This window comes from Halarcobacter anaerophilus, from assembly GCF_006459125.1.
GTDB classification, from domain to species: domain Bacteria; phylum Campylobacterota; class Campylobacteria; order Campylobacterales; family Arcobacteraceae; genus Halarcobacter; species Halarcobacter anaerophilus.
This window is the reverse complement of sequence record NZ_CP041070.1, coordinates 1,094,231-1,108,183: the sequence shown is the minus strand read 5'-3', so window position 1 is coordinate 1,108,183 and position 13,953 is coordinate 1,094,231. Positions and strand designations below refer to the sequence as shown.

Sequence of the window (13,953 nt, the reverse complement as noted above, 5' to 3'; positions counted from 1 at the left end):
AAAGTAATTATATTTAAAATTATTTTAACTTTCTAATTGAAGTTGCCGTAAGAAAGATATAATACTCTCCCGTAAGCGTTACTCTAAACTTTTTTTGCTGAAGATATTTTTTACAAAAAAAAGCATCTTTAAAAAGTAACGATAATTCAGAAAAGGCGTAGTTTGCAGCCTTTGCTCCGTATATTATCTCTCCTTGAATCCATCTGCAATTAGGAAAACCTAAAATTATACTTCCCTCTTTTTTTAAGTAGTTTTGCACTATTTGCATAAAAATTTTATTAAACTCTAAATTTGAGCTTTGCAGTGTTCCTATTGATATAATCAAATCAAACTGCCCTAAGTTAAGCTGTTCAAGCTCTTTTATATCAGAATTTATAAATTTTACGTTTTTATCATTTTGAAACTTTTTTTTAGCTTCATTTATAGCAGATTCACAATAATCGATTCCCACAAATTCCATCTTAGAAAAGTTTTTAAAATATTTTTTTATAAGTTCAAACTCCAAACCGCTGTTTACGCCTAAATTTAAAACTCTTTTTCTTTTTTCAAGATTAACATTTTTAAGTGCATTTAGAAAACTTAACAAAATTTCAGGCTGCTCATTTTTATTTATATTATAAAAAGTCGAATTTACGCCGTATTTCTCTTTTTTATCCAAAACAGAGTTATGAAAAGAGTCTTTTTTATCTAACGTTTTAAAAGTTAAGGCTATTGTATTTAAAGAGACTATTCTAGGCGTTTCAATTTTACAAAAAAGCTTTTGTGCCAAATCCGTCCAATCTTTATAAGATCTGTATTTATACGCAACCTCATCTATAAATAAAACCTGTCCGCAATATAAAAACTCTTCGAAATCGGGATTTAAAACCTCAATGCAAACTTTGGAATTTTTTTTTAAACTCTCTTTTAGATATAAAACAATTTCATATAAATCTTCATTTGTAAATTTCTTCATTTGATTCTTATTTTTTGATTTATTATAACTAAAAATTTCTATAACATATATTGGTTACAAAATATATACACAACAATAATTTGTTTATTAAAATATAATGTTATAATTTGTTTTATGAAAGAAAAAGTTTATGTTTTAGATACAAATATCATCTTACAAAATGTGCAAAACTTAAGTAGAATATCTGACAATAAAACAAATACAATTGTAATTCCCGAAACAGTTTTAATTGAATTAGAGGACAAAAAGAAACTGACTAACGAGTTAGGTTACTACTCTAGAGAATTTGCACGGCTTTTGGCAAGAATGAAGATAAAAGAGGTTGATTATAAACCTGGGTTTAAAGTTGTAAAACTTTTTAATGAAGAGCTTAATTTACATATTATTTCAAAAGATAAATATGATTCCCAAATTGAACAAGCTCATTTAAGCGAAAGCAACGATAAAAGAATAATCGAAGCAGCAGCAGTTGCCCAAGAGTACTATAAAGGGGCACAAACTCTTTTTTTATCTTTAGATGTTTACGCTAGAACTTTTGCTCTTTTTAAGGGGATAAAAGCCGAAACTTTGCATGATGACAAATCAACGGTTCCTAATTTTCAGTTTGTAAAATATATCAAACTTGACTCTTCACTTTTTAACTCTCTTGAAGGTTCAAATATTAAAAAATTCGATGAAGAGTATACTTATGAAAATTTTTGTTATATTTTTGAAAGTGAAGACGGAAACTCAGCTTATGCAATTATTTTAAACGAAAGAATCAGTATTTTAGATGAAACGGATTTTAAAGCTTTACAGGTAAAACCTGTTAATTTAAAACAGAAACTATTTATGAAAGCTATTTTAACGGATATGTTTGATTTGCTGGTAATTGATGCAAAAGCAGGTTCGGGTAAAACTTTAATGTCTATAGTAAGCGCGATGAGACTTATTGATTTAGGGCATTATGATAAAATCGTATATGTTAGAAACTCTATTGAATCTTTAGACAAAGGTGCCGATGTAGGGTATTTAGCAGGAAATGACGAAAAATTTAGAGTTTACAATATGGCATTGCAAGATACTTTGGAGTTTATTGCAAAAAAACATCTTAAAAAAAGTGAGAACAGAGAAAACAAAGAATCAATAGAATCAAAAATTTCAGAACTTACTTCAAGATACTGTATAGAGACTTTATGGCCCGGAGAAGCAAGAGGTAGAACTTTGTCTGAAGCTATTGTTATAATGGATGAGTGGCAAAACTCAAGTGAAAAAACAACACAGCTTATTTTAAGCAGACTTGATGAATCTTGTATGGCAGTTGTCATAGGTTCTAACAGACAAATCGATAATCTTTATTTAAACAAATATAATAACGGTCTTACTACGCTTTTAAAACAAACAAGAGAGACTCACCCTGAGATAAATATGTTTGCAATAGAGTTAGAAAAAGCAGTTCGAGGTAAGTTTGCAGAGTTTACCGAAAGAATATTCGAAAGGAAAAAATAACATACAAAACAGAATAATAAACGATACGATATATAATCATATTCAGTATACAAAACTTGAAGATAAACTTCTTCAAACAAAGATTGTAAATAGGCTACAGTTTATTACCCAAAACGCTTTAGCCTATTTTTCATACCCTTCTATTACCACAAAAAGATTTATCCACTCTTTGGGAACTATGCATTTAAGCTCTTTTATCTTCAAAAATTCACTTTTAAATGCAGATAAGCAGACAAAAGACGATTTTTTAAAAACATTAAAAAGAGTTGTAAAAAATGTAATAAAAGATAATGATCTAAATATAAAAATAGATGATTTAAGCTATTTTGACAATAAAGCTTTATATCAATTTACCATTCCTACTAAAAATAAAAAAGACAGAGTTGTTTATACAATTATTTTACAAACAATAAGAGTTGTTGCTCTTCTTCACGATGTAGGTCATTTGCCTTTTTCCCACCAAGTTGAAAATTCTTTAAAAAATGTTTATGATTCTTTAAAAAACCATAAAAAATTAAATGCAAAACAACTTGAATTTAAAGAGTTTTACGAAAAAGTAACACAAAAAGAGAGACTTGTTTTACATGAAGCAATAGGTAAAAATTTACTAACTCTTCTTTTGGATTATGAAGTTTTTGATTTTATTACTTTAAAAGAGGAGAAAGATTATATAAAACTAATAAAAATACTATCTTCATATATTTTGGAAAACCGGGTTTATAAAAACTTTGATTTTAAAGTTTTGCATAGAATCGTAGATAGTACGGTTGATGCCGACAGATTGGATTATATAAACAGAGATATGCTTGCAAGCGGTTATATAACAGGACCTAGTGATTTTATAAGAATAACAAAAGAGGCTGTTTTAGTAAAAGATGAAAAAGAGTTTTACGTAAGTTATTTTGATATGGGTTTAATCGATATAGAACATATGCTTGAGATGAGATTTAATCTTTATAAAAAAGTGATTTTTAACCATGGAATCGCAAAAACAGATGCCCTGCTTGAAAATGTCGTCCAATATCTTTGTACTAAATATTTTCAAAGCAGAGTAATAGATGACAAACCTTCAAACTCTATCTCTATGTTGTGGAAGTTTTTTAACCAAAAAGAGAATGAAATAAAACTTGATATTATAAGTATGCTTGATGAAAACTGGCTTATCACATTTTTCAAAAACGAATACTTTACCATAAAAAACAAAAGAGAGCTTTCACAAGAGGATTATAAATATAAATACTGTTTTGAAGAGGTTCTTTTCGGTAAAAGATTTTTTAGATCACCTTGGAAAAATCTAAACGAATTTTATAAAGTCTTAGGCTTTACGACTGTTCAAAGATATCAATTTAGAGAGAGTTTCGGATATATAAATAAAAATAGATATAAAAAACTAAGAGATATGCTTGAAGAGTTTATTTTAAAATATGAATCAAAAGAGAAAGATCTTTTTTTTACTTATCAAATAGTATCTTTTAAAATAGGTATAGAAAAAGATTTCAGGCTATATGACGGAGAGAATATTATCTTTATGGATGAAATTTCAACTGTTAGAAAAAGACTTAAACAATCTATGTTAAATACTGTTCCTTTTTATATTTATTCAAACAGCAAAGAGCTTAGTTTTGAGATGAAAGAGGATTTAAGAGAGATTCTTTTTGAAGTTTTTAAAGATTAATATTTCATTTTGTAATATTTTTTCCAAAGATTTAAATTTGCCGTTATAATAAAAATAAAAAAGGAGATATATGTCTATTTTAGGCAAATGCCCTTATTGCGGTGCAAATGTAATTTCAAGAAAATTCAACACAAAAGGAAAAACAATCAAACTCTACTCTTGCGAAAATGCAAAAAAAGAGTACGATGAAAGTGAACAATACGTATTTACGGCAGATTCAACTTGCACTTTTAGAGTATATTCAAATGCCTTTTTAAGATGGAATAAAAAAAGCTTCTCTGAAAATGAGATGAAAAGATTATTAAAAGAGGGACAAACAATAGTAAGACTTCACGGAAGAAAAGGAAGCGGTGAATATTTTAAATATGCAATTGCAGATAAAGAGTACGGAGTTTCGATTCTTTGGGAAGAAGAGGTAAAAAAAGAGCTTTTAAGCTCTTAATTACACTGCGTTTTTAGATTAATCTTCTCTTGCAGTTGTTTCTAAAAGATGATATCCAAATTGAGTTTTAACAGGTCCGTGTACTACATTTACGGCTTCATTAAAAACTACTCTATCAAATTCAGGTACCATTTCACCTTGATGAAAAGTTCCTAAATCTCCACCTCTGTCTCCTGATGGACATTGAGAATACTCTTTTGCCAAATCTTCAAATTTTTCGCCGTTTTCTATTCTTGTTTTTAATTCATTACAAAGTTCTTCCGTTGTAACTAAAAGATGTCTAGCTGATGCTCTTGCCATATTTTTCCTTTTTCATTTTTTTAAAGGCGTGATTGTAACATAACTATTTTTCATATAGTTTAAAAAATTTGCCTTTTATTTTTGTTCTTTGAAGTTTAGAAAATGCTTCTTTAAAAACCTCTTCTTTTATAGCAACATAAGAGAAAAAATCTAAAATATTGATTTTTCCTATATCCTCTTTTTTTAAACCTATACCAGCAGTCAAACTGCCTAAAATATCCCCTGCTCTTAACTTCTGTTTTTTACCTGCTAGTATCATCATTGTTTTATATTCAGGTTTTATTATAAAATCACTTTTTTCTTCTATTTTTTCATAATCGTTAAACTCGATATCGGGAAACTTTTCTTTTATTGCAGTAACTTTATAAGATTCCTCTTTTTCATAGAAGGTTATAGCAACTCCACTGCTCTCTCCTCTTGCCGTTCTTCCTATTCTATGTGTGTAAATAGTTTCATCTCTTGGAATATCATAATTTACTACATATTTAATATCTTTAATATCAATTCCTCTGGATAAAATATCCGTAGTAATTAAAACAGGATAAGACCCGTTTGCAAATAAAATTACGGTTTCGTCTCTTTGTCTTTGATCAAAATCGGAGTGAAGAGTTAAAACATCTATTCCCAAGTATTCCAAATCATCTGCTAGTTCATCGCAGTTTAACTTTGTATTGCAAAAAATTAAAAGAGAATCCATTTTATATCTCTCTATTAAAGATAAAAGAAGCGAAGTTTTATTTTCACTCTCTACTTCATAAAGTTTTTGATTAATAGACTCTTTTTCATGAGTCTCTTCATTTTTTATAAAAAGTGGCTCTTTTAGAATCTTTTTCGATAAAGTTTCTATATCTTTTAAATAAGTCGCTGAAAAAAGCAGACTCTGTCTCTGTTTTGGAAGATATTCGACAATTTTTAAAATCTCATCATAAAATCCCATATCAAGCATTTTATCCGCTTCATCTAAAACAAGAGTATTAATATTTGAGAAATCTACTTTTGTTTCATTTATATGCTGTAAAACTCGTCCCACAGTTCCCACTACAATATGGGCTCCTCTTTGCAACGAGGCAACCTGAGGTTTATAAGGTGTTCCTCCGCAAAGAGTAAGGACTTTCACATTGGGTATATGTCTGCTTAGTTTTCTTATCTCTACTGCAATTTGATTTGCAAGTTCTCTTGTGGGGGCTAAAATCAAAGCCTGGATTTTATATTTTTTAACTTCTAGTTTATTTACTAAAGGAATACTAAAAGCTACAGTCTTTCCAGAACCTGTTTTTGATTGAACTATTACGTCTTTTTTTTCTAAAATAGGATTTATACACAAAGACTGTATTGTAGTCATTTGTGCAAAGCCTAAAGATTTTATGTTTTCTTTAAACTCTTTTGAAATATTCAAAGAGGAAAACTCTATGCTGTTTTTTATAATTTAATCCTTCTATATTTTTTTAAAATAGTATGATACTATAAAAACAATGGCTAAGATAGTAGCAACACCATAATATTTATAATCATCCGCATAAGTTAAAATCACTTGTCCCATGGTATAACTGGCATATCCTACCACGCAAGCCCAAACTGCCGCAGCTATTGCATTATAAATCGTAAATTTTTTAAAAGAGTATTTTGTTAATCCCATAGCAAGAGGTATTAAAGTTTTTATCCCATATATATATTTTTGAACAAATACAACAGGTGAACCGTATCTTCTCATCCATAAATGTGCAAGGGCTACTTTTCTTCCATATTTTTTCATAGTCTGTTTTGCATACTTTTTATTGGTTCTTGCCATATAAAAAAGAAACTGATCTCCTATAAAATTTGAAACTCCTGCAACAGCCATTGAGATAAAAAGATTTAAATCTCCCGTAAAAGACAAAACTCCTGCTATTACAAGTCCTACAAAACCGCCTCCGAATGAGTACAAAAACAGGGCAATATAACCCCAATCTTTTATAATTTCTTCCAAGTTAAACCTTATTAATCAAATCAGTAAAATATTGCGAAGATTTTAGCAGAATATCTTTAAAAAATGATTTTTATACAAATTGTATATCTAATAATATATTTTTAAAAATTTTTCTTCGGTTTTTCGGCTTTATATACATTTCTTAAGATTAAATTACATATACTGCTGTTACCTGATTAAAAAAAGGGTTCTAAATGTCCTTATTGCAAAGCTTTTGTAACCATTTTTATAAGAATAAAACTAAAACTATATTTATAGTTGATATTCTGTATATGAAAGATCTTAATGCTTTTTATGGATTCAAAAACGGAGATTTTATCCTTTTACAACTCTACAAACTTCTTAAAAGTAAAATAAAAAATGAAATTCTTTCTTATTTAAAGCACAAAGTGTGTATAGATATAAAAAATATTCATGTTGATGTTTTCACTATTACACTTATTGAAGATTTAGAAAAAGCCGACATAATAAATATAAAAAACATTATCTACAAAAATATAATAAGTTCTCAATTCTTTTTACATAACTCCGATGTTTCTATTGATATAGATATTACAATCGGCTGTTCAAAAGGGAAAGGTCAGGAACTTCTGGTTTTTGCCGAAAGGGCTTTGCACAATGCAAAAATGAACTATATCCATTTTATGTATTATGATTCCAAACTCTTTAAAAGTCATTTTATAAATGAAGAGCTTTTAACAACCCTGCATAGAAATATATTAGATAAAACAGTTGAACCTTTTTTCCAACCTATACAAGATAACAAAACTTCAAAAATAGTTAAATATGAAGCCTTAATGAGGCTTTATGATAAAGAAGGCAATATCCTAATGCCTCAAACTTTTATAGAAAAAGCCAGAAAATACAGACTCTTTAACAAACTAATGGAAATACTGATATTAAAAGTTATAGATTATATAAAAAAATATAAAATCGATGTAAGTATTAATCTTGATTATAACGATATTTTAAACCCTACAATGAAAAATATTATAATCGACAATATTAAAAACAGCAAAGTAGGAAGTTATATAACAGTTGAAATACTTGAAAGCAAAAAAATCAGCAACTACTATTTAGTAAATGATTTTATAAATGATTTAAAAGCCTTTAACGTAAAAATTGCTATAGATGATTTTGGTAGCGGTTTTTCAAATTATGAACATATTTTAAATATTAATACGGATTATATCAAACTTGACGGCAGTTTGATAAAAAAGATAGACGAAGATATATATTATAATTTATTAAAAAGTATTGTTTTGTTTAGTAAAGAACAAAATATAAAAATAGTAGCAGAGTTTGTCAGTAATTTAAAAATCTTAAGATATGTAAAATCACTTGACATTGATTACTCTCAAGGTTATTATATAGGCAAACCGCAGAGAATAGAGAAAATAATGGAGAATAAAATTGAAAGATAAATTAAGAGAAATTACAGACTCCACAATAAATGAGCTATTGGGAAATGAGATAATTTTACCCTCTAACTATTTCCAATGTTTTGATAAAAATGCAAAAAATATTGATATCGATTTAAAAAGCGAGGACTTTGAAAAAGAGTTAAATCAGCTTATTTTAGATGAATTCAATTCAATAAACTCTTATGTAAACGATGCAATGAAAACAATCGACAATGTCGCAGATATTACAAAAGAGGCAGAAAAAGCTATTGAACAAAACGATTCACTGCTTTTAAAAAATTTGTATAATCAGATTACGACTTTAAAAAAAGAACTTTTAGAGATGACTAACAATATTTATAAAGATTATTTAACAAAACTTTATAATAAAAAATGGCTCTATTTTAAATATTTAGATGAAAAAGCAAACTTTAAAGAGAGCGCAATCGTTGTTTTAATAGATATTACAGACTACTATTATATATCAAAAACATATAATAAATTAATTGCAAACAATCTTTTAATTTATATTTCAAAATGTTTAAATAAAGCCTTTATAGACGAACAATTAAAATTTAAGACAATAAGATTTTTAACAAACAAATTAATAATAATCTTTGATGAAGAGAGTTTAAGTCAGATTAGATCTGTCGTAAATACAATTTCTGATTCACTCTTTGAAACAACACTTCAAAGTAATTCGGGAATTTTGATAAAACCTACTTTTGATTATTCATTTATCGAAGTTAAAAAGAATCAATCTTTTCATACCTCATTAGAGTCTCTTACAAAAAAAATCAAAGAAGAGCAGAATAAAATAGTTTAACTTTTTTTTGAGCCTTTAAAATATCAATAGACTCAAATGTTACTTTTTGGTTTGTTTTCATTTGGGCTAATTTAAAACAATCAATAGATAAAACAGAACCTATTTTAGGATAACCTCCGATTGTTTGTCTCTCTTTTAAAAGAATAATAGGCTCTCCGTCTTTTGGTATTTGAATTGCTCCAAAAGCAATGCCTTCTGATATGATTCCATCAATATCGGCTTTGATTTTTTCTCCTTTTAATTTGCATGCCATTCTATTAAAATCAGGTGTTATTGTATAAGTTGAATTAAAAAATTTATCTTTTTCTTCTTCTGAAAAATCTCCTTCTTGATAAGATAGTATTACTCTTAGTTTAACTTCTTTTTCATATTTTGGGATATACTCTTTTTTTAATCTTTTTGAAACAAACTGCTTAAACTCTTCATATGGCAGAAAATCTTGATTTTTAACTTGTCGTCCTTCTACTCCTCCAAGATTCTCTTTTATTGTAACAGAAGAACTTCCCAGCTCTTTTTTAATCTTAAAGCCGTTTTTTACTGCCAAATAGACTCTCTGTCCTTCTAAAATTTTATCAATTTGGATTAAATCACCTTTTTTTATTTTATAAGTCTGCCAAATATTTTTTTCAACTTCATTTATTTTAAAATGACATTTAGCTCCTGTTACGCTGATTGTTGTTTCTCCTAAAGCTTTGAGTTTTAGACCTGCAAATGCAATTTCCAAAAGGTTTTCATCAAAATTATTATCTAAAAGTTTATGTGCCGTTAAAGCTGCATATTCATCCATAAAGCCTGAGTTTGTTACACCTAAGTTCATATATGAGAATCTTCCGAAATCCTCTATTAAAGTAAATGCTCCTGCTTTAAGCACTTCAAAGCCACTCATATAATTCCACCTTGAGATAAAAACTCTTCTTTACAGATTGGATTAAATTTGATTTTCGATTCTATTGATATTGGAGATAAAGCTTCTAAATCTTTATCAAAAAAATTAAAAGCAGTTCTTCCTAAAATATTCCAGCCTCCGGGACTTTCTTTTGGATAAACGGCTGTTTGGCTGTCTGCTATAGCAACACTTCCTTTAGGTATTTTTTTTCTCGGTGTTTTCAATCTCGGTGTTTTTATTTTTTCATCTACACTTGCCAAATAAGCAAATCCAGGTAAAAATCCTATTGCATAAACATCGTATATTTTACTGCTGTGAAGTTTAATTACTTCATCAATACTAAGATTAGAGTGCAAAGCAACTCTTTGTAAGTCTAATCCTACTTCCAAGGAGTAATATACATCTATTTTTATAAGATTTTGTGAACTCTCTTTTTCTATAGGCAAATTATCTAAAATTTTTGTCAACATATTTCTTAATGAATAAAAATCATATAAAAAAATATCGTATGTAATTAAAATAGAAGTATATGAAGGAATTATTTCAATAAAAGCTTTATTATTTAAAGCTTTTAGACATTTGTATGCAGATTTGACTTTTAAAGAGTTTTCTTTTGAAATCACATCTGCAAAATATATTATAAGAGAGTCGACCGATGCAACTTGGATTTTTATCAATTTAATACTTTATATAAAGATTTTACAAAATTAAGGGCATCTTCCGTATCTCCGTGAACGCAAATAGTATCAGCTTTTAAATATAATCTTTTTGAGTTTATACTCTCTAAAAAACCATACTCTTTTAAAGTTTTTACCCTTTGCATAATCTCTAATTCATCGGTAATAACTGCATTTGGAAGCATTCTAGAAACTAAAGTTCCGTCATCATTGTAATTTCTATCCGCAAAAACTTCATAAATAAGAGTTATTCCGTACATTTTAGCCGTATATTCAAAAGCTTCATTATTTGGATTTGATAATATCATTAATTTTATATTTTTATCAAATGCCGCAACTGCACTTAAAATAGCTTTATAAATATTTTGATCTCTCATCATATCATTATATAAAGCGCCGTGAGGTTTCACATAAGCAACCGTCGTACCGTGGGATTTACAAAAAGCGTATAAGGCTCCCAACTGATAAAGAACTTTTGATTTTATCTCTTCTAAAGAGCAACTAATACTTCTTCTTCCAAAACCGACTAAATCTTGATAAGAAGGATGTGCTCCTATTGTTACGTTATCCTTCTTTGCTAGTTCAACTGATCTATTCATTGTAACGGCATCAGAAGCATGAAAACCGCAAGCAAGATTTGCCAAAGAGATATAAGGCATAATCTGTTCATCCGCTCCCATCTTCCAGATTCCAAAGCTTTCACCCATATCACAATTTAATCTAATCATCTTATTACCTTGCATTAATCTTCTCTTATTTTACCATAACTATATAATCATTTAGTTTTCTAAATTTTGGTGAATTTTAATTTTATTTTCATATAATAACTAAATAATTTATTCAAGGATTGATATGATAAAATTTAATAAAAAATTTATTGCCGCATCTGTTTTTTTATGTACAACTGCAGCTTTTAGTTTTGATTTAGGAAGCATCGCAAAAGATGTTATAAATAATGTTACAAATTCATCAAGTAATGAAAAAACTTCTCAAACAGCTACTTCTTCAACAAATCTTAGTGATTCGACTATTTCAAGCGGTTTAAAAGAGGCTTTACAAGAAGGTGTTACTTATGCTGTTGAGACTTTAGGAGCCCAAAACGGATACTTAAATAACTCTTCTGTAAAAATTCCTCTTCCCCAAAATTTACAAAATGCAGAAACAATTATAAGAAAAGTAGGAGGAGATAAGATTGCGGATAACTTAATAGAAGCAATGAACAGCGCAGCTACAAAAGCAGCTCCGAAAACTGCCGAAATTTTTGCAAAAGCAATTGAAAATATGAGTTTAGATGATGCAACGGCTATTTTAAACGGGAAAGATGATGCAGCAACCCAATACTTTAAAACAAATACAACAAGCTCTTTAAAAGAGACCATAAAACCAATAATCACAGAAGCAATGGAACAAAACAGCGTAGCAAAATATTATTCTGCTTTTAACGATTATTATAAACAGTATGCAAAAGATTATGTTGATAACAGTTCCGTAATGAGTGTTGCAAAAAATTTCGGAGTTGATTCTTATCTTCCTGGAAGCAGTGATGAAAGTTTAGATGATTATGTAACTACAAAAGCAATTGACGGACTTTTTGCGATGATTGCAAAAAAAGAAGCAGCAATAAGAGAAAATCCCGTTGAGCAAACAACCTCTTTATTAAAAGAAGTTTTTGGAAAATAAAAGGATTTAACCTTTTATTTTTTATCTTAAGCATAAAAACAATAAAATCTATTATAAATTATTATTTTATATATTTTATATATATTTATAAAGGAGAGTTTTTATGCAGATTACCAATAATACACAACCCACCTCTTACAATGAAACTTCTAATGCAAATACAAGAGAAACAACAAATTCAGGTATCTCTTTTCAAGAGTTACTAGAATCAAATGAAAACCAAGAAACAAGTGAATCCTCGTCAGTTGATTTAGGTGTTTATACGAAATATGCAGCTTCTTATAATCTTACCCAAGAAGAGGCTCAAACTTTTAAAAATATCCTTGAAGATGAAAAACTTACGGTAGAAGAATTAAACAATTTACCATATGAACAAGTGGAAAAAATTGCAGGTATTTTAAATGATAGATTGCAAGCAGGGGAAGATAATAGTTTGGTTTCATATATAAAAACTTTTGGAGGAGATCAACAAGTAGCTGATATGATAAATGCTGCAACGCTTACAAAGGACAATTCCTTTAATCAATCTTTATATACTGCCATGGGTAAAACTTCAGATTTTATAGAGAGATCAAATATCTTTAGTCAAGTTCGAAGTGATCTTGCTAAAACTTTTACTTCTGATGACAATTATATACAATGGCTTGTGGAAGAAAGGACTAATGGCAATACTGATTTAAGTAATTTCTTTGAAAAAATGTTTCAAAAACACTCTGAAAATCTTGAAAATGCTTTAAAAAATCCAAATATTCTTCAAGAGGCTATTAAACAATATGAAGAAAAAGTTGAGCAATACAATAATTTATCAACTATTTATTCTAATATTTTAAATGCTTCAGGTGATAATAGTTTTTATGCCTAAAAGAATTTTAATAAACTCTATTTCTTCCACTGATTTTTGCTTTTTTTAAAGACTCTTTTGCCTTTTTTATCAATTCTTTCATTTCTATTTGATCTGTTGGCATAAGAGTTGCTGTTCCTATACTTATTGTTAAAACATTTGAAGCAATAGAGTTGTCATGGGGTATGTTTAAAGATCTTACTGAATTTATACAGTTATTGCAAACTGTTTTTGCATCTTTTGTATTAGGAAGAAGAACATAAAATTCATCTCCTTCAAATTTTGAAACCAAATCAGTCGGTCTGTTACAGTGATTTACCAATATATTTGCAATAATTTTTAAACACTCATTTCCCTCGTCTTCTCCGTAAATATCGTTAAAAGATTTAAATTCATCTATATTTACTATAAACAAAGAGATATTCTGCTTTTCTCTTATTGCCCTTTTAAACTCCTCTTTAAATCTTTTCATAAAAAACTTTTCATTTAAACATTGAGTTAAAGGATCTATATGTGAATATATTTTTAAAGTTTGATTTTCATTTTGTATATCTTCAGTTCTTTGTTTTATCTGCTCTTCTATATATCTGTTTTTGTAAAGTTTAAAAAGAGTAAAGCCAACTGCAACTGCTATAAATAAGATTGCAAAAATTACTACTTTTATAAAATAATTATTTGCATCGTAACTATTATAATCTATCTTTGCAGAGTCTATTAAAAAAGTTATTAAAATATATAGAGATAATATAATAGATAAAAGCGTAGTAAAAGCACAAAAATTTACTTTTTTTATATTCATTAAATGCCTTGGGAA

Annotated in this window: 15 protein-coding genes; 7 read left to right on the top strand and 8 right to left on the bottom strand. The window is 28.1% G+C overall.

The annotated features are described in order from the left end of the window. Positions 1-19 precede the first annotated feature (19 nt). Entirely contained in the window at positions 20-955 is a 936-nt protein-coding gene (locus tag AANAER_RS05430) for a class I SAM-dependent methyltransferase (protein ID WP_044415381.1), read from the bottom strand. 114 nt (positions 956-1,069) lie between these two features. Between AANAER_RS05430 and AANAER_RS05425 the strand changes: the two genes are divergently transcribed. The 3 genes from AANAER_RS05425 to AANAER_RS05415 all read left to right on the top strand — a co-directional run bounded on the left by AANAER_RS05425 (position 1,070) and on the right by AANAER_RS05415 (position 4,560). Then, positions 1,070-2,443 (top strand): PhoH family protein, encoded by a 1,374-nt coding sequence (locus AANAER_RS05425; protein WP_044415383.1) that lies wholly within the window; start codon positions 1,070-1,072, stop codon positions 2,441-2,443. Then, positions 2,403-4,118, top strand: a complete 1,716-nt coding sequence (locus tag AANAER_RS05420; protein WP_228711145.1) for an HD domain-containing protein — start codon at positions 2,403-2,405, stop codon at positions 4,116-4,118. Before AANAER_RS05425 ends, AANAER_RS05420 begins: the two co-directional genes overlap by 41 nt. A 70-nt stretch (positions 4,119-4,188) precedes the next feature. Beyond that, positions 4,189-4,560: a hypothetical protein gene (locus tag AANAER_RS05415; protein WP_044415384.1), complete on the top strand. Its 372-nt coding sequence runs from the start codon at positions 4,189-4,191 to the stop codon at positions 4,558-4,560. Between the two features lie 18 nt (positions 4,561-4,578). Here the strand turns inward: AANAER_RS05415 and AANAER_RS05410 are convergent, their stop codons facing one another. From AANAER_RS05410 to AANAER_RS05400, 3 genes are read right to left on the bottom strand one after another with little or no spacing between them, the layout of a single operon-like run. Further along, positions 4,579-4,860 carry a peptidylprolyl isomerase gene (locus tag AANAER_RS05410; RefSeq protein ID WP_044415387.1) on the bottom strand — a complete coding sequence of 94 codons (282 nt, stop codon included), beginning with the start codon at positions 4,858-4,860 and terminating at the stop codon, positions 4,579-4,581. A gap of 43 nt (positions 4,861-4,903) precedes the next feature. Further along, positions 4,904-6,271, bottom strand: coding sequence for an ATP-dependent RNA helicase DbpA (gene dbpA / locus AANAER_RS05405; RefSeq protein ID WP_129081821.1), 1,368 nt, complete (start codon positions 6,269-6,271; stop codon positions 4,904-4,906). Positions 6,272-6,295: 24 nt separating this feature from the next. Further along, positions 6,296-6,826, bottom strand: a complete 531-nt coding sequence (locus tag AANAER_RS05400) for a DedA family protein (RefSeq protein WP_129081820.1) — start codon at positions 6,824-6,826, stop codon at positions 6,296-6,298. A gap of 272 nt (positions 6,827-7,098) precedes the next feature. Here AANAER_RS05400 and AANAER_RS05395 point away from each other — a divergent pair, with 272 nt between their 5' ends. Both AANAER_RS05395 and AANAER_RS05390 read left to right on the top strand, forming a co-directional pair. Then, positions 7,099-8,250 carry an EAL domain-containing protein gene (locus AANAER_RS05395; protein ID WP_228135454.1) on the top strand — a complete coding sequence of 384 codons (1,152 nt, stop codon included), beginning with the start codon at positions 7,099-7,101 and terminating at the stop codon, positions 8,248-8,250. Continuing rightward, positions 8,240-9,055: a diguanylate cyclase domain-containing protein gene (locus tag AANAER_RS05390; protein ID WP_129081819.1), complete on the top strand. Its 816-nt coding sequence runs from the start codon at positions 8,240-8,242 to the stop codon at positions 9,053-9,055. The genes AANAER_RS05395 and AANAER_RS05390 overlap by 11 nt, the downstream gene beginning before the upstream one ends. On the opposite strand, the gene AANAER_RS05385 is transcribed toward AANAER_RS05390, so the two are convergent. From AANAER_RS05385 to AANAER_RS05375, 3 genes are read right to left on the bottom strand one after another with little or no spacing between them, the layout of a single operon-like run. After that, positions 9,027-9,941 (bottom strand): 5-oxoprolinase subunit C family protein, encoded by a 915-nt coding sequence (locus AANAER_RS05385; RefSeq protein WP_129081818.1) that lies wholly within the window; start codon positions 9,939-9,941, stop codon positions 9,027-9,029. The two genes, AANAER_RS05390 and AANAER_RS05385, sit on opposite strands and share 29 nt — an antisense overlap. After that, entirely contained in the window at positions 9,938-10,618 is a 681-nt protein-coding gene (locus tag AANAER_RS05380; protein ID WP_228711144.1) for a 5-oxoprolinase subunit B family protein, read from the bottom strand. The genes AANAER_RS05385 and AANAER_RS05380 overlap by 4 nt, the downstream gene beginning before the upstream one ends. After that, entirely contained in the window at positions 10,615-11,346 is a 732-nt protein-coding gene (locus tag AANAER_RS05375; protein WP_164969342.1) for a 5-oxoprolinase subunit PxpA, read from the bottom strand. Before AANAER_RS05375 ends, AANAER_RS05380 begins: the two co-directional genes overlap by 4 nt. A gap of 124 nt (positions 11,347-11,470) precedes the next feature. Here AANAER_RS05375 and AANAER_RS05370 point away from each other — a divergent pair, with 124 nt between their 5' ends. Both AANAER_RS05370 and AANAER_RS05365 read left to right on the top strand, forming a co-directional pair. Further along, complete coding sequence (locus AANAER_RS05370; protein WP_129081816.1) at positions 11,471-12,298, top strand: DUF4197 domain-containing protein; 828 nt, start codon at positions 11,471-11,473, stop codon at positions 12,296-12,298. 103 nt (positions 12,299-12,401) lie between these two features. Continuing rightward, a complete protein-coding gene (locus AANAER_RS05365; protein WP_129081815.1) occupies positions 12,402-13,160 on the top strand; it encodes a hypothetical protein in 759 nt (252 codons plus the stop codon). Between the two features lie 7 nt (positions 13,161-13,167). Here the strand turns inward: AANAER_RS05365 and AANAER_RS05360 are convergent, their stop codons facing one another. Further along, positions 13,168-13,938, bottom strand: a complete 771-nt coding sequence (locus AANAER_RS05360; protein WP_044415401.1) for a GGDEF domain-containing protein — start codon at positions 13,936-13,938, stop codon at positions 13,168-13,170. Positions 13,939-13,953: the final 15 nt, after the last annotated feature.